This is a genomic window from Chryseobacterium shigense (genome assembly GCF_900156575.1).
Taxonomy (GTDB): Bacteria; Bacteroidota; Bacteroidia; order Flavobacteriales; family Weeksellaceae; genus Chryseobacterium; species Chryseobacterium shigense.
In genome coordinates, this window is the sequence record NZ_FTNY01000004.1 from 321,649 (window position 1) to 342,112 (window position 20,464).

The 20,464-nt window shown below is 38.3% G+C and carries 19 protein-coding genes; 15 read left to right on the plus strand and 4 right to left on the minus strand.

Features of this window, described 5'->3' with window-relative positions; translation table 11 throughout:
• Positions 1-37: 37 nt before the first annotated feature.
• Positions 38-520 (minus strand): DUF1801 domain-containing protein, encoded by a 483-nt coding sequence (locus BW964_RS15010; protein WP_076508380.1) that lies wholly within the window; start codon positions 518-520, stop codon positions 38-40.
• 115 nt (positions 521-635) lie between these two features.
• Entirely contained in the window at positions 636-2,432 is a 1,797-nt protein-coding gene (locus BW964_RS15015) for a T9SS type A sorting domain-containing protein (protein ID WP_084175904.1), read from the minus strand.
• A gap of 405 nt (positions 2,433-2,837) precedes the next feature.
• Between BW964_RS15015 and BW964_RS15020 the strand changes: the two genes are divergently transcribed.
• From BW964_RS15020 to proC, 9 genes are all read left to right on the plus strand, one after another.
• On the plus strand, positions 2,838-4,043 hold the full coding sequence (locus tag BW964_RS15020; protein WP_076508384.1) for a pyridoxal phosphate-dependent aminotransferase: 1,206 nt from the start codon (positions 2,838-2,840) through the stop codon (positions 4,041-4,043).
• 10 nt (positions 4,044-4,053) lie between these two features.
• Complete coding sequence (locus BW964_RS15025) at positions 4,054-4,542, plus strand: hypothetical protein (protein ID WP_104669431.1); 489 nt, start codon at positions 4,054-4,056, stop codon at positions 4,540-4,542.
• A 4-nt stretch (positions 4,543-4,546) separates the two neighbouring features.
• The gene (gene murB / locus BW964_RS15030; protein WP_076508385.1) at positions 4,547-5,560 is read left to right on the plus strand and encodes a UDP-N-acetylmuramate dehydrogenase; all 1,014 of its coding nucleotides are present in this window, start codon (positions 4,547-4,549) and stop codon (positions 5,558-5,560) included.
• 139 nt (positions 5,561-5,699) lie between these two features.
• Positions 5,700-8,453, plus strand: coding sequence for a TonB-dependent receptor plug domain-containing protein (locus BW964_RS15035; protein WP_076508387.1), 2,754 nt, complete (start codon positions 5,700-5,702; stop codon positions 8,451-8,453).
• A gap of 21 nt (positions 8,454-8,474) precedes the next feature.
• Positions 8,475-9,701, plus strand: a complete 1,227-nt coding sequence (locus tag BW964_RS15040) for a DUF4876 domain-containing protein (RefSeq protein ID WP_076508388.1) — start codon at positions 8,475-8,477, stop codon at positions 9,699-9,701.
• Positions 9,702-9,719: 18 nt separating this feature from the next.
• The gene (locus BW964_RS15045; protein WP_076508390.1) at positions 9,720-11,243 is read left to right on the plus strand and encodes a DUF6850 family outer membrane beta-barrel protein; all 1,524 of its coding nucleotides are present in this window, start codon (positions 9,720-9,722) and stop codon (positions 11,241-11,243) included.
• A gap of 3 nt (positions 11,244-11,246) precedes the next feature.
• The gene (locus BW964_RS15050; RefSeq protein ID WP_076508391.1) at positions 11,247-12,395 is read left to right on the plus strand and encodes a cytochrome-c peroxidase; all 1,149 of its coding nucleotides are present in this window, start codon (positions 11,247-11,249) and stop codon (positions 12,393-12,395) included.
• A gap of 67 nt (positions 12,396-12,462) precedes the next feature.
• Complete coding sequence (locus BW964_RS15055; protein ID WP_104669430.1) at positions 12,463-13,020, plus strand: hypothetical protein; 558 nt, start codon at positions 12,463-12,465, stop codon at positions 13,018-13,020.
• A 28-nt stretch (positions 13,021-13,048) separates the two neighbouring features.
• Positions 13,049-13,852 (plus strand): pyrroline-5-carboxylate reductase, encoded by an 804-nt coding sequence (proC, locus tag BW964_RS15060; protein WP_076508394.1) that lies wholly within the window; start codon positions 13,049-13,051, stop codon positions 13,850-13,852.
• Here the strand turns inward: proC and BW964_RS15065 are convergent.
• Complete coding sequence (locus BW964_RS15065) at positions 13,842-14,255, minus strand: VanZ family protein (RefSeq protein WP_076508396.1); 414 nt, start codon at positions 14,253-14,255, stop codon at positions 13,842-13,844. The genes proC and BW964_RS15065 overlap by 11 nt on opposite strands.
• 55 nt (positions 14,256-14,310) lie before the next feature.
• Between BW964_RS15065 and lnt the strand changes: the two genes are divergently transcribed.
• Complete coding sequence (lnt, locus tag BW964_RS15070; RefSeq protein WP_076508397.1) at positions 14,311-15,945, plus strand: apolipoprotein N-acyltransferase; 1,635 nt, start codon at positions 14,311-14,313, stop codon at positions 15,943-15,945.
• A gap of 414 nt (positions 15,946-16,359) precedes the next feature.
• Here the strand turns inward: lnt and BW964_RS15075 are convergent, their stop codons facing one another.
• Positions 16,360-18,072 carry a T9SS type A sorting domain-containing protein gene (locus tag BW964_RS15075; protein ID WP_076508399.1) on the minus strand — a complete coding sequence of 571 codons (1,713 nt, stop codon included), beginning with the start codon at positions 18,070-18,072 and terminating at the stop codon, positions 16,360-16,362.
• Between the two features lie 240 nt (positions 18,073-18,312).
• Between BW964_RS15075 and rpmB the strand changes: the two genes are divergently transcribed.
• The 5 genes from rpmB (at position 18,313) to ftsY (ending at position 20,446) form a co-directional block, all read left to right on the plus strand.
• Complete coding sequence (gene rpmB / locus BW964_RS15080) at positions 18,313-18,555, plus strand: 50S ribosomal protein L28 (protein ID WP_002976757.1); 243 nt, start codon at positions 18,313-18,315, stop codon at positions 18,553-18,555.
• A 6-nt stretch (positions 18,556-18,561) separates the two neighbouring features.
• Complete coding sequence (gene rpmG / locus BW964_RS15085; RefSeq protein WP_027373683.1) at positions 18,562-18,744, plus strand: 50S ribosomal protein L33; 183 nt, start codon at positions 18,562-18,564, stop codon at positions 18,742-18,744.
• 19 nt (positions 18,745-18,763) lie between these two features.
• Positions 18,764-18,916, plus strand: a complete 153-nt coding sequence (locus BW964_RS15090) for a DUF4295 domain-containing protein (RefSeq protein WP_002976755.1) — start codon at positions 18,764-18,766, stop codon at positions 18,914-18,916.
• 99 nt (positions 18,917-19,015) lie between these two features.
• Complete coding sequence (locus tag BW964_RS15095; protein ID WP_084175910.1) at positions 19,016-19,483, plus strand: RidA family protein; 468 nt, start codon at positions 19,016-19,018, stop codon at positions 19,481-19,483.
• A 9-nt stretch (positions 19,484-19,492) separates the two neighbouring features.
• Positions 19,493-20,446, plus strand: coding sequence for a signal recognition particle-docking protein FtsY (gene ftsY, locus BW964_RS15100; RefSeq protein WP_076508400.1), 954 nt, complete (start codon positions 19,493-19,495; stop codon positions 20,444-20,446).
• The last annotated feature ends 18 nt before the right edge of the window (positions 20,447-20,464 follow it).

Sequence of the window (20,464 nt, forward strand, 5' to 3'; positions counted from 1 at the left end):
TAAGTATTGTACTTGAAAAATTTAAGAAGTCTGGAGTCTATTTCTTTTTTGAAGTAGGCTCTTCTTTCTTTTTAAACTGGGTTTCATACATAGCAATCCATTCGTCCAGCGTTATTTTCTTGCTGACCTCAGCAATAAGTTCAAAAGGAATATCATCCATTTTCTTAAAGCGGATACATGATTTCCCCATATCCAGCTTTCTTTTGGAATACTTTGGATATTCAGCAACGAACCATTCCAGCAATTGAGGATCTGCATACATTCCCATGTGATACAATGCAATAAAATTCTTTTGCGAAGCTAATGCTATAAATGGCAAAGGTGAACCTGGCGTACAGTGATAGCCTGCAGGATATCTTTCCAGTGGAACTGCCCAACCTACCATACCATAAGCAGTAGTTTCCTGAAAGCCTTCCGGCAAATGATCATTCACGGTATCGAAGAACTTTTTGAATACCTCCTGTCTTTCCTCAGGGATTTTTGAGATATAATCGGCTACAGAGTCTGCTGGAATTTGCATGTTCAATTCAATTTTATGATCTTCCAAAATAACAAAATTTATGGATATGTTGAATGAAAAAAAAACGGCAGTACATCAATGCACTGCCGCTTAATTTTATTGATCGTAAAAAAAATTATTTTTTGACTGCTTTCACCGTAGACTGTGAACCGTCTTTGAAATAGATCGTAACAAAATATAGTCCAGTATTCAGTACACTTAAGTCAAGTTCCTTCAAAGCTCCTGTAAAAGTTTTTACAGTTCTTCCGGAAGTGTCTCCTACGGTTACAGACTTCACCTCTCTGCTGTCTGAGATATACAGAATATCTTTGAATGGATTAGGATGAACTGATGCTTTCTTCACTCCTTCTTTTATTTCTGAAGTACTTAACAGAGCACTTTCCACCTTAAAATTATCAACATAAAAATTATAATCAGGATCATCATTCACGGCTCCGTCCGTTCCGTAAAAAGCAAATACGGTGTTGGCACTGTTGTATCCCGTTAAATTATAAGAATATTGAGTCGAAGTATTGGTGGGAGCATTGGCCTCATTCCATGTTTCAAGAATGGTCCATGTTGTTCCTCCATCGTTCGATACCAGGAAATGAACAACGTCATCAGATCCCATAGGTGAAGCAGCGGTACTAAAATAGGCCGTTACACCATAATCAAATTTCACTTTGTAAGAACCTGCGGACAGATTAAACGGTAATGTTTTAAGCCAGCCTGTTCTTCCGGTAGTATATAAGTTGATCGTTGCTGATCCGCCAGACCCGACTCCTAAAAAGCCACCCGACACCCAATAGGGAGTGGTCCCGGTAGGAGCTGTTGCAGGAGTTCCCCCCGAAAGTCCAGCCGTCCAGCATGTTCCCGGGAAGCTGCTGAAATCATGAGTATACGAAGGGACAACCGTACCACACAGTGTGGTAAATGTTCCCGACAATGACCAACCGCTCTGTGCCGTTGCCGTACTGCAATTACTTCTTACCCAGTAATAGTAGACTGTACTTGGTGATAAAGAGGGAATCGTAAAGGAATTTCCTGTTACTCCCTGATGATTAGGTACTGTCGTACTTGTTGGTGCTGTATTAGTCGTACTGTAATACACATCATAGCTCACCGCCTGAACACTTCCCGGAATTGTCCATGAAACCTGGGCAGAAGTTGAGCTAAGCGTCCCTACAGGCTGAAGTGTAGGAGCTACACAGTCGGTATAAGCATCGGCAGAGAAGGCGAAAATATTGGCAATTCCAGTCCCCCCAACTTTAGCTACGGTAACACTTTGAATAGGTTTTGTCTGATTGGCAGCATCTATCGTTAAGACAGACTGGTACAGTCTTGGATTTGTAGAATTCGGTTCCAGAACGTTATTACTTCTGTTAATTCTTCCAATTCCCTGGACTGCATAACTTGTTCCTCCATACCAGTCGGAGATCGCTACTCCGGAAAATGTCTGAGAGGTAGCATCTGTAAAGTTGACAGTTACATTCACTGTACACGTTCCGCTTCCTCCAGTGGAAAGCATATAGACTTTAAAAGCGGGAACAGGGGTGATAAATGATAGGGTTCCACTATTGCTTCCTGTAGTATTACTGGAAATTTTTAAGGAATTGTTTCCATACAAATCTCCCAGTTTAAAGCTCAGTCCCGGTGTAGACGCCACTGCAGAATTAATAATTCCATTAACAGGAAGTCCGTAGGTAATGGGGGTACTTGTAGAGGTAAGCTTAAAATCCCTTGCAACAAATGCAAACGACACGCCGTCAACATCTTCTGTAGTAGACGTCATTGCGGACCCTACATCGTTGGCAATAACATCTGCCGTATATCCGGACTGGACTGGCATGGTTTGAAAATTTTGGGCATTCATCGCTGATGCCGCAAAAAGAGTCACAATAGGAAGGACTCTCAATGGTAAATGTATTTTCATGATTGTTTTTTATTATCGCCTAAATTTAATAAAAAACACAATACAAAACAGATATTTTTATTAAATAACCAATAATACATCAATAACATTAAGATATCAATATATTCAACTATATACAAAAATTATTTTCTGACCAAATATTTTATTCACATTTTAATGTATTATTTTAACAATTTCATTCATTTTGACCCATTACCGATCTAGAATGGGCAATATTTTTTAACAATCTGATGGCCAGGATCAAGCATAAAATAACAAGGATTACGTTTTCAATTAAAAGAACGAGTAACAATCAATTTTAATTCACTGATTTTCAAAACAATTAAAAAGCACTCAAAATGGACAACAGGTTATTTTATTATTGAGAAATTAAATCTTATTTTTGCCATACAAATTTTTTGAACAATGCCAAATATTTCAAACAGAGCACAGCATATGCCGGCATCACCGGTAAGAAAACTGGTTCCTTACGCTTTAAAAGCGAAACAAAAAGGAATAAAAGTATATCACCTTAATATCGGGCAGCCTGATATTGAAACACCGGAAACCGCTTTAAATGCTTTAAAGAACATTGATCTTAAAGTATTGGAATATGCACTTTCTGAAGGTAATATAGAATACAGAAGTGCCCTTACAGAGTATTATCATACTTTAGGTTTTTCAGACCTTACGCCTGATAATTTCATTGTAACGAATGGAGGTTCTGAAGCACTCAACTTCGCGATTTCTACCTTATGTGATGACGGTGATGAGGTAATTATTCCTGAGCCTTATTATGCTAATTACAATGGTTTCACCAGTACATTCAACGTGAATGTCGTAGCGGTTCCATCTACTATTGATACAGGTTTTGCCCTTCCTCCGATCGAAGAATTTGAGAAAAAAATTACAGAAAAAACAAGAGCAATCGTGATCTGCAACCCGGGTAATCCTACAGGATATCTTTACACTCGTGAGGAACTCCAGCAGCTAGCTGAAATTGCTTTGAAATATGATATCGTGATCATCTCTGATGAAGTATACAGAGAATACGTTTATGATGGAAAGCAGCAGATCTCTATGCTGGATTTCCCTGAACTTAGTGAAAATTGCATTATCATTGATTCAGAATCCAAGCGTTATTCCATGTGTGGGGTAAGAATCGGATGTATGCTGACCCGTTCTAAAAAGATCCATGATGCAGCGATGCTTTTTGCACAAGCCAGATTAAGTCCGGTTCTTCTGGGACAGATCGCAGCGACAGCAGCTCATCAGAATGACGGTGCCTACATCAGAGCGGTAAGAGAAGAATACACCCACAGAAGAAATATTCTGGTAGATCTTCTGAATTCTATTCCAGGAGTAATCTGCCCTAAACCAAGGGGAGCATTCTATTGTGTTGCCGAGCTTCCGGTAGATGATACTGAGAAATTTGCCCAGTGGTTATTAGAAAAATACGCTCTTAATAATGAAACGATCATGGTAGCTCCGGCAGGAGGTTTTTACAGTGACCCGGAATTAGGAAAAAAGCAGGTAAGAATTGCTTACGTACTGAAAGAAGAAGATCTTAAAAGAAGTGCTGAAATTCTTAAACAAGCGCTGAAGAAATACAGAGAAGAATTTAGTCTTTAAAATATAATCTATGGTGCCGGCAATAAAAAATACTTATCTGAAACTTCTGTTTTCAATATTTTTGTTGCCGGTATTTTTTTCCTGTGACAAAAAAAAGAAAGACATCCCCTTTCCTTCACAAAATTCTGATGAAATAACGTTCATCAGTATATCCAATATCGGAGGAGATGAGGGCGATTATAAGATCATCAAAGTCACCCGGGATTCCATCCATGCAGAGAAGGGCATAACGGCCCGCAGGACGCATCAGGAATGGCATTCAGCGATCAGTGTACCGATCTGGAAACAGCTGATCTCTTCGATCAAGACTAAAGATCTTGATGAGATCAAAAGTTCTCCCAGCCAACAGTCTGTAGACGGCATCGACGAAACTTTTCAGATCAGAACTCCGAAAAAATCACATATTTACGTTAACTCTTATGCAGATACGCTTCATTACAAACAGCTGAAGCAATTTAAAGAACAACTCAACATCATTCTTCCAACAGAATACCAATAAAAATATGCAAGAAAACTTTTCCTTAAAGCCTTACAATACATTCGGCGTTGACGTCAAAGCAAAATACTTTATTGAAATAACTACCATTGAAGAATTGAAGGAGGCTATCTGCTATTCTAAAAATCATAACCTTAAGATTTTATTTTTAGGTGGTGGAAGCAATATTCTGCTGACAAAGAATTTTGAGGGTCTTGTCATCAAACTTAGCCTGAAAGGAATTGAAGAGAAAGATCTGAGTGAAAATAAAGTTCTTGTAACGGCAAAAGCCGGGGAAAACTGGCATGAATTTGTGATGTATAGCCTTGAAAAAAACTATGGAGGACTGGAAAACCTTTCCCTGATTCCCGGAAATGTAGGCACTTCACCCATGCAGAATATCGGAGCTTACGGAGCTGAGATAAAGGATACTTTTGTGAACTGTACGGTTTTGGACCTTGAAAATCTTGAGCTGAAATCATTTAATCTTGAACAGTGTCATTTTGGCTACAGGGATTCGATTTTCAAACAGGAAGGAAAAGGAAAATATGTGATTCTTGAGGTTAGTTTTACATTAACCAAAAAAGACCATCACATTAAAACGGAATACGGAGCGATCAAAACAGAGCTTGACCATTTAGGAATTACTAATCCTACGATTCAGGATGTTTCCAGAGCGGTCATCAATATCAGACAGAGCAAACTTCCGGATCCGAAGGTGATTGGTAATGCAGGAAGCTTCTTTAAAAATCCCACCATCCCTTTAACCCAGTTTGAAGAATTAAAGCTGAAATTTGAAAATATCCCCGGATACCCCAACGGAAAGGTCGTAAAAGTACCTGCCGGATGGCTGATAGAACAGTGCGGATGGAAAGGAAAACAAATCGGAAATACAGCCTCACATCAACTTCAGGCATTGGTGATCGTGAATGCTACCGGAAATGCTACCGGAAAAGAAATCTATGATTTTTCAACAGAAATTATCAATTCTGTACAGAAAAAGTTCGGTATAGAACTGGAAAGAGAGGTGAATATTATATAAATCCAACGGAGTATTATGTAAATTTTTACCGGTTATATTCCTGACTTTTGTCAATTATTTTAATTTATTCTAAATAAATACATCACTGCATTGTTTTAATCAATACTTTTGCGGTCAATTTTATTTAGACTAAATAAGGATGATCCGATTTTTATCTTTCGCTTTCTTTTTCATTTTCTGCACCCAATTTGTGCATGCTCAGGATGAAAAATCCCAGTTGAACATTCGTGTTTTCAATGAACAAAACAAAGAACTGGCAGAAGCTATCATTACCATTAACCAGATTTCCAAGACGACAGGTAAAGAGGGCAGCACTATCTTTACCCTACCCAATGGAAAATATAATCTAAAAGTTACTCATCCCCATTACCAGGAAAAGGAACTGAGCTTAACTTTATCCGGCGGGCAGAACCTTACGATTCAGCTACAGCCTGTCAATAAACTGGAAGAGGTCGTTCTATTTTCAAAAGAAAGCAAAGGCCTGACCACAAAATCTGTCATCGACAGGCAGGCTATGCAGCACTTACAACCATCCAGTTTTACAGATTTAATGGAATTACTGCCGGGAGGACTCTCGAGTGCTCCGTTTTTAGGTGCTGTAAACAAGGCTACTCTGAGAGAAAATACAGGAGGACTTAGCGGCGATAAATACAGCACTTCATCTCTTGGCGTTCAGTTTATGGTCGACGACAATATCATCAATTCTAATGCTGATATGCAGATTTCGGTAGATCCCAATCAATTTCTGGGAGCACCCGGAAGCAGACAAACTGCTTTTTCCGGTGTTGATATGAGAACCATCTCCACGAATGATATCGAAAAAGTAGAAATCATCAGGGGAATACCTTCCGCATCCTACGGAGACCTTACTTCGGGACTGATTAAAATAGAACGTAAAATAGGACAATCTCCTTTACAGGCCCGTTTCAAAGCAGATGGCTACAGCAAACAATATTACCTAAGCAAGGGGTTTAAAATAACTGACAAATGGCAACTGAGTGCGAGTGCAGATTATCTTGATTCTAAGTCTGATCCTACCAATGCGTTTGAAAACTACCAGCGTATGACCGCTTCTATCCGTTCAAAAAAAACACTGACGCTATGGTCAAGGCCTTTGGAATGGAGATCCAATATTGACTTTTCCACAAATATTGACAAAAAGAAATATGATCCGGACAACGGATATCCTTCTACAGATCTGTATGAATCTACTAACATCAGAATCAGCTTCACCAACAATTTTATTTATCAGCTGGATAAAACTTCTTTCTTAAATAAATTCACCTTAAATACTGCTATTCGTCAGGGATTTGAAAAGATTGAACAGGTAAAACTGATTCAGCTTTCGGGGCCCCGCTCATTTTCTCTGGCTACTGAGCAAGGGGAAAATGTAGGATTCTATCCGGCTCTTCGATATGTCGCCAATTTTTCAACAGAGGGAAAACCTTTGGATATGACGGCGCTTTTCAAAGCTAATGGAATGAGGAAAACAGGAGGAATTACGCATCATTATGAGGCAGGACTTGACTGGAGGTATTCAAAAAATAATGGACAAGGCCTCCAATATGATATGAGAACACCTCCCTCTGCAAGTGTGAATATTGAAAGACCCAGGTCATATAATGAGCTTCCGGCATCCAATCTGCTGGCTGCCTTTTTGGGAGATCAGATGAGCTATAGTCTCGATCAGCATAAATTTACTTTATATGCAGGTTTAAGAATGTCAAAGAATTTAGGTATTGACAATTCATTTGCGATCAGTAAAAAAGTTTTTACCGAACCCAGACTGAACTTCCAGTACAGTCTGCCACATCTGATGATCAACAACTATCCTTTAAAGACAGACGTTACTTTAGGATACGGTCTTTTTTACAAGCAGCCTACTCTCCTGATGCTTTATCCGAATAAAGATTATTGGGATTATACCCAGCTGAATTATTATCACAATGATGAACAATACCGCTATGTCAATTTTATGACGTATGTTCAATCCAGAGAAAACAAGGCTATTGAAGCTGCTAAAAGCATTAAAAAAGAAATAAGACTTGACCTGAGCTATAGAAATCATGAGCTTTTCGTCACTTATTTTAAAGAAAATATGAGCAATGGTTTTCGTAATATGGTTCATACAGCAGCGCAGTCCTATAAACAATATGATGCCACCCAGGTAGATTTATCCCAATGGACACCCAACGGACCCGATCTTACCCATGTTCCGTACGAAGTAAAGACAAATCTTGCTGAATATGTGATCACAGAAAATGGAAGTGAAACGTTGAAGCAAGGTATTGAATTCGGGTATACTTCACCTAGGATCAAAGCAATTAATACAAGGTTTACGTTCACGGGAGCCTGGTTCAAAACTCAGTACAGAAATTCTGTCCCTTTTGCTTTCAAACCCAATGTATCAATTGGTGTAGGACCATTCCCTTATTATGGAATTTATAAAAATGATGATGGATACAATAATTCCAATATCAATTACAATCTATTAATTGACACCTATCTTCCAAGTCTTGACCTGATTGTATCCGCCTCCTTACAGGGAAGTTTATATGACCACCGAATCAATGACAGAAGAATTGCGGAACCTATTTCTTATTATGGAGCAGATGGTGTCATCCACCCTTTCACGGATGCCGACAGAACAGACACCTATAAACAATGGCTGGTAAGAAATGTATCGGTAACGGATAATCTGGACCGGCTGACCACTTTTACCCTTACGGGAAATATTAAAGTAACGAAAAGCATTTATAAGGCTTTAAAGACATCACTGTTTGTCAACAGACTTTTCAACTACAGTGCTCCTTATACTTTCAACAATGTCAAAGTATACAGAAGAGGACTGAATACTCCGTATTTCGGAATGGAATTAAATTATAATTTTTAATATAGATCAAAAGAAAATAACATGAAAAAAAGAGTTTTACTATTAAGTTTAGCAGCAATGATGACCGCTACATTTACGGTAACTTCTTGCTCCAGTGATGATGATTTCGGAGTAACAACTGCCCAAAAAGGAGTTTTAACTTTGTCTTTTTCGGGAGATAATATATCTTCTTACAAGACGCTGGATATAGAATTGAAAGAAGTCAACACCGGCGCTATCATTTTACAAAAAATAGAAAACAAAAATGCCCATACTTTTGAGGTTCCGTACGGTTCATATAAGATTACAGTAAACGGTGCCGTGATTTCGAACAATGATGAAATTGGAGTGGGTGCTTCCGCACAAACTGATATCGCAACATTGGCGACGAATCTTAACATTCCGCTTATTCTAAAGAAATTTCATGAGGATTTCATTATTGAAGAAGTGTTTTTTACCGGAATAAAAACAGCCGATGGTAAAAATTACAATTCCAGCCGTTACTTCAAATTAACCAACAACACGAAAAAAGTATTGTATGCTGACAAGCTTATTGTGGGACAGTCAGAATTTTTAACAACCGATGATAAAAATCCTACCCCATACAGCAAAAATCTTTATTTTGCCGTAAAAGGAGTAATGGTTCTACCAGGAACAGGAACTCAATATCCTGTACAGCCCGGTGATTTCATTGTTATTGCAGACAATGCCATTAATCATAAAAGCAATACAAGTACAGCGTATGACCTTCACAATGCAGACTTTGAATTCCCATCTACCAACCCTGCTCTGGGACAGGTAGATAACCCTTCTGTGCCGAATGCAAAAATCATTTATACTCAGATGAACTTCAATATGTTCTTTCTTCACGACCGTGGATTTGAAAGCTACATTATTGCCCGTTTCCCTGCCGGAGAAGATGAAAATACTTTCCTTCAGAATTTCAAGTATGACTATACCTACCAAAACAGCGCAGGAGGAGTTACTTCTAAAAGTGCTTATTCCATTCCAAATTCCTGGGTAATAGACGGTGTCAACAACAGTGTTTCAACCAAATTTGTCCATGTACTGACTTCAGCAAGCATTGACGGCGGATGGACCTCAGTAGGAACGATAGATAAAGACCCGACCCGTTACGGAAAGTCTGTAAGACGTAAAGTAACCGGACAAATGGACAATGGCAAAAATCTTTATATGGACACCAATAATTCGTCCAATGACTTCACCAAAGATGCGGAGCCGAGTCTTAAAAACGGCATTGTACACTAAAAGCCAGATTACTCTATTATGCTACATACCAAAGCAGCTTTCTTCATATTATTGACAGGATTTTCATTGACGTTGAAAGCCCAGGACAGCCTAAGCCTCTTCAAAACAATTAATAATCAATATAATACAGAAAGGGATTTTAAAACTCAATTTTACTATAATCCGGCATCCATGTCGGATTATAGTTCTGCTTCCTTCTCAGAATTTAATACCGGATATCATGACAACCATGAAAAAATCTACCGGCAGCAATTGGGCAGTGGAAGCAAAGGCTTGACTGTAGAAGCAAAATCTTTTCAAAAGCTAAAACCCAACCGCTATGTGTGGGGAAATGCCAGCTATCAAAATTTAAAAATCAATTCTGTCAAGTGGAATGAAACCTTAGATTATGATCGTGTCGCTCCTTACACCACCGCAGATTCCGTAGGAGGAAAAGTGAATCTTGAACGTTACCAGTTTGCCGGTGGCTATTTGCAGAAAATGAACCGCTGGACTGTTGCAGGACAGGTAAGCTATGCCGCTCAGCTCGGATACCGTTCAAAAGATCCAAGAATGCGAAGTACAACGTCTGATCTGAAAATTATTACCGGTTTGAATTACAGGGTTTTCAGAGCATATGAAGTCGGAGTATTTGGTGAGTTGAATAAATATACCCAGAATAATTCTGTCAGCTTTCAAAGTTTATTGGGAAGACCTTATGTGTATCAGATGTCTGGTTTCGGTTTCTCAAACTACCTCTTTAACGGGGGAACATTACCCAAAAATACATTTGAAGAATTTGCCTATAAAGGAGGAGTCCAGATATCCGGAAAAGGAGGACAGGATTTTTATATTCAGGCATCTGCCGGAAGAGGAAACAATCTGAAAAGCTATAACGACGGCTCCAATAATTTCTTTGATATTACCGATCTGAAAAGTGAAAATTTCGAACTGGAAGGGGCTAAATTTTTTACGGTTCACGAAAAACACAGAATAGGTTTATTAGTGAATTACAAAGCAGTGAAAAATACCGGTTCTGAATATGGATATTCCCTGAATACAGTAGCTCTAACCCAGATTTTCAAAAGAGAATCATACCGCAGGGAAAATTATGAAAGTACTATAAAGGGGTTCTATCAGTATACAGGAAACAATTTTTCCATTACAGCCATTCCTTTTTTTGGTCATGAAGAAATCAAAGAAAGAAGATTGTATCCTGATGCAGGGCAAAAATTTGTTTATTCCTATTTCGGAATCAATGCTGACGTAAAAAAACAAATCAAAGACAATCAAGTACTGACATTCCAGCCTTATTTCTCCAAAAGAACGGTGAGTAAATCCATTAATGCATTGACTGCCACAGCAAATGCAGAAGTTAATGCATGGCTGCTACAGGATTTCAATTTTCAGGCCAGCGACATCAGCACCTATGGAGCATCGCTGAGATATGACTTCAAACTTGAAAAATTACCGGCATTCTTTGTAAGTGCCCAATATCAGACTCAAAAACTTCAGAAAAAAAATAATAATTTTGCCGGTGCAAGTATAGGAATAACATTTTAAGACATGAAAAAAGGAATATTCGCGGGGGTAGGGATCGTTTTATTTATTTTATTAAGTTTTACGCCAAAAGTCAATCAGGACCTGATGGAAATTCAGGATCCCACGATGGAAGATATTGTAAAAAGCTATAAAAAAGCGATTTCAGAATGGCCGAAACCGACTATTGACTATGGCGTGAAATGGAAAGAATTTGCTCCCATCACCATGGATTCTGCCTATTTTAAGGACCAGGATAAACCGAATGTAATTTTGGGCAAGATGCTGTTCTTTGATCCTAAATTATCCAAATCAAGTCAAATTTCATGCAGCTCCTGTCATGATCCTGAAATGGGATGGTCTGACCGTAGACGGGTTGCTTTAGGAAACGATCATCTTTTAGGAAACAGAAATACAATATCGCTTTACAATATTTCGGAGAGACAGTCATTTTTCTGGGATGGAAGAGCTAAGACCCTGGAAGAACAGGCTGCAGGACCTCTGGGTGCACACCACGAAATGGCAATGGATGTCAAAACTTTACCGGCAAAGATCCAGGCTGTAAAAGGATATCCTCAGCTGTTTAAAAATGCATACGGTGATGAAAAAGTAACTTATGACAGAATTGTAAAAGCCATTGCTGATTTTCAGAAAACCATCAAAAGCCAGCCAAGCCGTTTTGATAAATTTCTGGAAGGAAAATACAGTGCTTTATCTGATGAAGAGATCTACGGGATGCATATCTTCAGAACGAAAGCAAGATGTATGAACTGCCACAATGGTCAGTATCTTACCGACGAATCTTTCCACAACATTGGACTCACGTATTACAAAAGAAAATATGAAGATCTCGGGCTCTATCATACCACCAAAAAACCGGAAGACATCGGAAAATTCAAAACGCCTCAGCTAAGAGACCTTCTTCTTACCCAACCCTGGATGCACAACGGATTATTCGGCGATCTGGAAGGGGTCGTGAATATCTATGACAGCGGCATGCACATGATGGATCCTTCTCCTGAAAAGAAACTTCAGGATCCGCTTTATCCTTCTGCCGATCCTTTATTGAAACCTTTAAAACTGACGCCTCAGGAAAAGAAAGCGCTTGTGTCTTTCCTTGAATCTCTTTCAGGAACGAAGTTTAAAATGAGACGCCCGGAATTTCCGGTGGAATAGTTTTAAGTTCCTCATCTTCTTATCTTTTTTTTACCATAAATAGTTTATTTTAGCTAAAAATATCTAGATGATGGGCAAAAAATATTCGGATAAAAAGTTTAAAAAAATAATTCAAAAACATATTGATGCGACCGATTTCGTGAAGATTTATCTTGAGGATGATTCTATGATATCCGGTTTTCTGGTTAAATTCTCTGACGAATTCGTTATGATTGAAGAGACCAATGAATTCACGCTTGCAGGCACTAAAATTGTCCCCTTCGACAGAGTCATAAGTATTCGAAATAATATATATGACAAAGCTTCAAAGGCAATTTATCAGGCAGAGAACCTGATCCGACTGAATCAAAAAATTATTGACAAAACGAATTTGGACAATGCAGAATCTCTTTTTAAATCCATTAAAAAGCAGGACTATCATTGCATCATTGAAAGTCAAAAGAATAAAAAAGATTTGTTCTCCATTGGTGAAATTATAGAGGTCAATGCAAAATACGTTGTCATCAACAACTATGATCCGGCGGGTAGAATCAATAAAAAACCTGATAAAATTTCCTTCAAAAATATAGATATCATCAACTTTAATGATAACTACTCCAAAGTTTTTAGAAAATATTTGAAATAAAAATCCACCGATAAACAAAAACACACGTATGAAAATCACTATTCTCGGAGCTGGCAATATGGGCCTTTCCTTTTCCAAATCATTCTTAAAATATGAACTGATCAAGCCGGAACATCTTCATCTGATCACAAGAAATCAGTCTAAAATAGCTAAGATTGCAGAAGAGTTTCCAAAATCCAGAATTTCCACTTTTGAAGAAACCAAAGAATTGGATGCCGATCTTATTATCATTGCCGTAAAGCCCCAGGACTTTCAACAGGTAGCTGAAAACTTTCAGTTTACATTGCAAAAAAACCAAATGGTCCTGTCTATCATGGCCGGAATTAAAATTGAAAAGATTCAGCAATTACTCAATCATCCGCTTGTGGTAAGAGCAATGCCCAACTCTCCTACTCTTCTGGGAATGGGAATTACCGGATATACTGCGGCCAGTGGCATCTCTTTCAGCCAGCTGATCCATATTGAAAGACTTCTGAACAGTACCGGAAGATCGGTATATCTGGAAAATGAAGATCTTATGGATGGGGTTACGGCACTTTCAGGAAGCGGACCGGCTTACTTCTATTATATCATAGACACCATGATCAAGGCAGGGGTGGAAATGGGTATTGATGAAAATCTTTCCAAACTGTTTGTACAGCAGACCATGCTGGGTGCTTATCATCTGATCAATAACTCTGAAAAGAGCCTTGAAGAGCTCATCAAAGACGTTGCATCCAAAGGCGGAACCACCGAAGCAGCATTAAAAACATTTGAAGACAACCATTTCAAAGAAATTTTGAAAAAGGGAATTTTGAATGCCGAAAAAAGAGCTAAAGAGCTCAACGGATAAATTCCTTTTCTATCAACCTGCAAAGCAGCCATCCCAGATAAACGCCAAAGGTATTTAGGATAATATCATCTACCTCAAATATGCCCATTCTGGTAAAATACTGAAGCGCTTCAACGATGACGATGGAAGAAATGAAAGTATACAGCAACAATTTTAAATCTTTAAGCCCAGGAAAGATCCAGCCTAAAAATCCAAAAGGAATAAACATAAGGATATTGCCTAAAACAATGACCACAATATTCTTCCATCCGATCGTATGGCGGATAAACTCCAGTGTAGAGAGAACAGGCTCTACCGTAATCTGGTTATCTTCATACTGAAATCTGCCCATTCCTAGAAACATGAGGTAGAGCAAAACCAGTGTGTACGGAACAATAATGATTTTATAAAATTTCTTTAACATCAAGTGCAAATTTATTCATTTCAAAAACATTAAATTTGTGTGTTAAATTAATTTAATGAAATACCTTTTACTTACGCTTATTTCAGCCATGTTGCTGTCTGTCTCGTGGCCCACTTACGGAGTACCGTTCTTTATATTTTTTGCCCTTGTTCCTCTATTGATGATGGAACACGGAATATCAAAATTTTCCTCTTACAACAGGAAAAGCTGGATGGTCTTCGGGCTCTCCTACCTTTGCTTTGTGATCTGGAATATCGTGACGACGGGATGGTTGTACGGTTCCAAAAATCCGGACGGAAGTCATTCTATGATGGCCGTAGTGTTTCCGGTACTTGTGAATTCATTCCTGTATTCTCTTGTTTTCCAGTGCTACCATTGGTACAAAAATGCACAGGGAACCTATTGGGGATTAGGATTCCTGATCGCTATTTGGATGAGTTTTGAAAAATTCCATCTTAACTGGGAGCTCACATGGCCTTGGCTGAATTTAGGAAACGTATTTTCAGACTACCCCAAGCTGATACAATGGTATGATACTTTAGGAGCCACTGGTGGAAGCTTCTGGATCTTATTGATTAATGTTTTGATTTTTTATACTTTAAGAACCTGGGAAGCCGGAAGAAAAAGAAAAGATCTGATCAGAAATGTAGCCATTGTAGGGACTCTAATCATCCTCCCGATGATTATTTCATTAATCAAATACAATAACTTCGACGAAAAACCTTCAGGACAGGTAAACGTTCTGATGCTTCAGCCCGATCTTGATCCTTACGCTGAAAAGTACTCCAAAGACAGCCTTACCATCGAAAACGACCTTTTAACGTTAGCTGAAAATAATTCAAAAGGAAAAATAGATTATTATATCGCACCGGAAACAGCCCTTCCCGGAAGAGGTTCCATTTCTGAAACCGCTTTTGAAAAAAGTATCCTTTTAAATAATGTCAAAGGATTTTTATCTAAACATCCGGGCTCTGTTTTCGCAACAGGAATTTCTTCACACCGTTTTTATAAAAATAAAGAAAACCTTCCTAAAGAAGCTTATCAGCTCAATCCTGAACTTTGGGTAGAAAGTTATAATACAGCCATTCAGGTTGCACCCCAGCAAAAAGTTCAGGTATATCACAAAGGGAAACTTGTTCCTGGAGTTGAAATCTTTCCTTATATGACCGTTTTAAAACCTCTTCTAGGAGATGCCATGCTCAATCTGGGCGGAACAGTGGCCTCTCTGGGAATAGATAAAGAAAGAATGGCATTTTCAAATCCGTACAACAAAGGCCGTATGGCACCGATCATCTGCTACGAAAGTATTTACGGTGAGTTTACCACCGATTATGTGAAGAAAGGAGCCAATTTCTTTGGGATTATGACCAATGACTCGTGGTGGGGCGTTACAGAAGGACACAAACAGCTTTTATCCTACGCAAAACTAAGAGCTATAGAAAACAGAAGAGAAATTGCCCGCGCAGCCAATAGCGGCATCTCTGCCCATATCAATGCCAAAGGAGAAGTAGTAGCCGATACTTTCTATGGAGATCAGACCACATTATTCGCAAAAGTGAATCTTTATGAAACAATGACCTTCTACACCAGAGCAGGAGATCTTTTATCAAGATTTTCCTTTTTTGCCCTGGGCTTTTTACTGTTTTACTTTTTAATTGAGAAGTTCAGAAGCAAGATTAAAAAAGCTTAATATTCATGATAATCTTTTTAGACACCAATAGCCATAATGGTCTGCACAAATAAACACAATTTCATGTACAGACTGTGAAGAAATTTCAACCACAAAAGTCACAAAAGATAATATTTAAGTTATTTCTAAAGTTTAAATGCTTACCTACAAAAAGTACACTTAAGATTTTTTTCTACCGGGAAATATATTCCCGTAAAATAGATGACAATCATCCAGACGGCGAAAATTCCCCTCCCATGGAGGGGTGGCGAAAATTCAAAGAATTTTTGACGGGGTGGTCTACCAGAATAACCCAAAAAAGAACTTTGTCCGATCGGATAAAGTTCTTTTTTTAAGATGAACAATCCATCTTCACCATAAGAAATAGAAAAGCCAGCTGGACGACTGGCTTTTCTCACTAATAGAACGATTCAGTTATTTAACCATTAGTTTTCTGATGATTATTTCGTTTTTTATTTTCAGTTTTACTACATAAGCACCTTTTGTAAGATGAGATATATTGACAGATTGATCGTTATTTAAAACAACATTCTGTTTCCTGCCGTCTATAGAATAAATTTCAACACCTGAAACTTTGTCTCCTTTAATGAATACCTTCTCAGAGGCCGGATTCGGATACATTGAAACTAGGTTGTCAATAGTCATATCACGGGTTCCTAATGTATTTTGAGCAGACGCGTCGGAAAATACTTTTGAGGCATCTATTGACCTTACGCTCCAATATACCTTCTGAATGGATGGGTCCAGATCCAGAAACCATGATGGTGTTGTCACTATATATTTAGCAATATTGCCGGCTCCGGGGGTAGACCCTACCTTGATTTCATAGCGCAGGGCATTTACCGGTGTTTTATCATCAGATGCACCACTCCATGAGAAGTTAAAACGATTTCCGGTCTTTATTACATTTAGGACTGCAGGAGGTGCCGGTTTCATATTAACTTCAGTAGAAGTATTTTTGAAAATTTTGGTAAGTGAAGGCATGCCAGGATCTGCCCAATCAAATCCCGACAGCAAAACATCCAGACGGTGGTCATTGTCAAAGTCAAGTAAATTAACAAAACCCGGACCTCCTAAAGCATGCAGTCCTGTAGGTATACTTTCAGTAAAATTATGGTTTAAAGGATGATATAAAAATGTTTTTACAACGGCATCGTTGTTTTCGTCATTTCCGTAAACGATGAAATCATAGTATCCGTCATTATTCACATCCCCTGTCATTACAGAAGAATCAGCAATCTCATCAACATTGATCTGTTGTATATTCAGGTGCCCGGTTCCATCGTTCATAAGTACTGCAAGAAATCCTGAATAGCTGGTATCCTGGCCAGTAACGACAATATCCTGATATCCATCAGCATTGAAATCTGCGAAGTCCATTTTTCCTCCGGTAATAGACATGAAATCCTGTGTCAGCGTCAATGTTCCTGCTTGATTGATGTAGACTTTACCGACTGGTGTATCCCCATCAGCCACTCCCAAAATAACGAGATCCAGCAGATGATCATTGTTAAGATCTACGAATTTGAAGCTTCCGTTTTGTGTCCCCGGCAGCCAGCCTTTGGTGAGATTAAAACCAGTTCCCGTATTTTCGTAAAAGTCCAGGTTATTGATAAAACCGGCTCCTTCTACATATTGAGTTCCATTGAGGGCATAATCTATTTTGCCATCATTATTGAAATCAAAAGTTTCCAGAGACCCATAGATCTTTCCTGCAAGATCCGCTTCTTTTAAAAAGCCAGTTCCTGTATTCCTGAATCTGTAATGTTTATAGTTGACTACATCATTATAACTTAATCCTGTAGAAATAATATCCAAAAGACCGTCATTATTAAAATCCATGAATTTGATATCTCCCAGGTGGGTTGCATTCACTCCCAGATTAGCATAAGGTACCAGTGAAGTCCCGTTATTTTTGTATACTTCATTAAAAGAGCTGTCTACATTTCCATCACTGTCACTATCAATAGCTCCGTTGATCACTATATCCAGTTTTCCATCACCGTCCATATCAGCTGCATCAGCTGCCCCGTAATAAAAATTCTTCATACCGGTCTGGATTTCAGTATAATCCTGTGCGATCAGTCCAACGGGAAGCATAGATAAAAGAATACAAATTCTCTTCATATTATTTTTATTTAGATTAATTAAAAACAAAGGTAAAACATTAGGATTTGCTTTGAGAAGAAAGTTTACATGAAATATATCAGTCACTTGGCTCAGGGTATGTACGGATTTATTTTATTTTAAAATTCCTGATTATTAATCAGCTTGTTATTTGTAAATATTTTCCAAAAGATTTGCCTATATAAAAAATTCTTCGTTATTTTGCACTCTCAAATATTATACAAATAAGAACATCGAGATATGTCAAGAATTTGCCAAATAACAGGAAAGCGTGCAATGGTTGGTAACAACGTTTCTCACGCTAATAACAAAACGAAGCGTCGTTTTGAAATTAACTTATTAGAGAAGAAATTTTACCTTCCGGAGCAAGATAAGCACGTAACACTGAAAGTATCAGCTCATGGATTGAGAGTGATTAACAAGATTGGAATCGAGGAAGCTATTGAAAGAGCTACTAGAAACGGATTGATTAAAAAGAATTAATAAATCATGGCAAAAAAAGGAAACAGAGTTCAAGTAATCCTTGAATGTACAGAGCACAAAGAAAGTGGTATGCCAGGAATGTCTAGATACATTTCTACTAAAAATAAAAAGAACACTACAGAGAGATTAGAGCTTAAGAAGTATAATCCTGTTCTTAAAAGATCTACCCTTCACAAAGAAATCAAGTAATTTATAAATATAATTTACCATGGCAAAGAAAGTAGTAGCAACCCTACAAAGCGGACAGTCAAAAAAAATGACTAAAGTTGTGAAAATGGTTAAGTCATCTAAGTCAGGTGCTTACGTTTTTGAAGAAAAAGTAATGAATGCAGACGAAGTAGACGGTTATTTGAAGAAATAATCTCCACTTTATTTACAATATAAAAAACTACTCAGATTTTGGGTAGTTTTTTTGTTATCTTTGTTCACCAGATTATTAATCAATTCAATATAAATACGTATGAAAAAGATTCTTATTCTGATTTTCATAGAAATTTTTATATTTTCATTCAGTCAGAAAAAGATGGATAATGTAGCATTTAAAAACTCAGCTGAAGTTTTTACCATTCCGGGACTTTCACAATCAACAAGCATCGACTGTGGAAATTCTAAAATGATTTTTCTTTCCGGACAAGTCCCCTTGGACAAGACTGGCAACCTCGTGGGAAACGATGTAGAAAATCAAACCCGGCAGGTCTTTAAAAATATCGAAAGCATCCTGAAAGAACATGGAGCTACAGGAAGAGATATTGTAAAACTGGGAATCTTCATCACCGATATTTCCAAAACATCAGACTTTAGAAAAATTCGTGACTTGTATATCAACCTTCAAAATCCTCCGGTGAGCAGCCTTGTAGAAGTAAGCCGTCTTTTCAGAGATGACGTACTGATAGAAGTTGAAGCCACGGCAGTTATAAAAAACAAATAAGAATGAACTATGAGTTGGTTTAAAAATATTTTCAAAAAAGAAGAAAAAGAAACTTTAGATAAAGGTCTGGAAAAATCCAGCCAGGGTTTCTTTGAAAAAATGACGAAGGCCGTAGTCGGTAAAAGCAAAGTAGATGATGAAGTACTGGATAACCTTGAAGAAATACTGATTGCATCTGACGTAGGCGCATCTACCACCATCAAGATCATAGAAAGGATTGAACAACGTGTTGCCCGTGACAAATATGTAAGTGTAAGTGAACTTGATAATATCCTTCGTGAAGAGATTTCAGGATTGCTTCTTGAAAATCCACACGCAGGAACAGGCAATATAGACGATTCTAAAAAACCTTATGTCATCATGGTCGTTGGCGTCAACGGTGTTGGAAAAACAACTACAATCGGGAAACTTGCTCACCAGTTTAAATCCGAAGGCAAAAAGGTCGTTCTGGGGGCAGCAGATACCTTCAGAGCAGCAGCAGTAGACCAGCTGACGATCTGGAGCGAAAGAGTGGGTGTTCCTATTGTAAAGCAGGATATGGGCTCAGATCCCGCTTCTGTAGCTTTTGATACGGTACAGAGCGCCGTTGCCCAGGGCGCAGATGTGGTCATCATTGATACCGCAGGAAGGCTTCACAATAAGATCAACCTGATGAACGAGCTTTCTAAGATTAAAAGGGTAATGCAAAAGGTGATTCCTGATGCTCCTCATGAGATCCTGCTGGTTCTTGACGGTTCTACCGGGCAGAATGCTTTTGAGCAGGCCAAACAGTTTACGGCAGCCACTGAAGTGAATGCATTAGCAGTAACAAAACTTGACGGTACAGCCAAAGGCGGCGTGGTCATTGGTATATCAGATCAGTTCCAGATTCCGGTGAAATATATCGGGGTAGGAGAAAAGATGCAGGACCTTCAATTGTTTAATGGTATAGAATTTGTAGATTCTTTTTTCAAGAAAAGATGATTTTTATCATCCTTATCT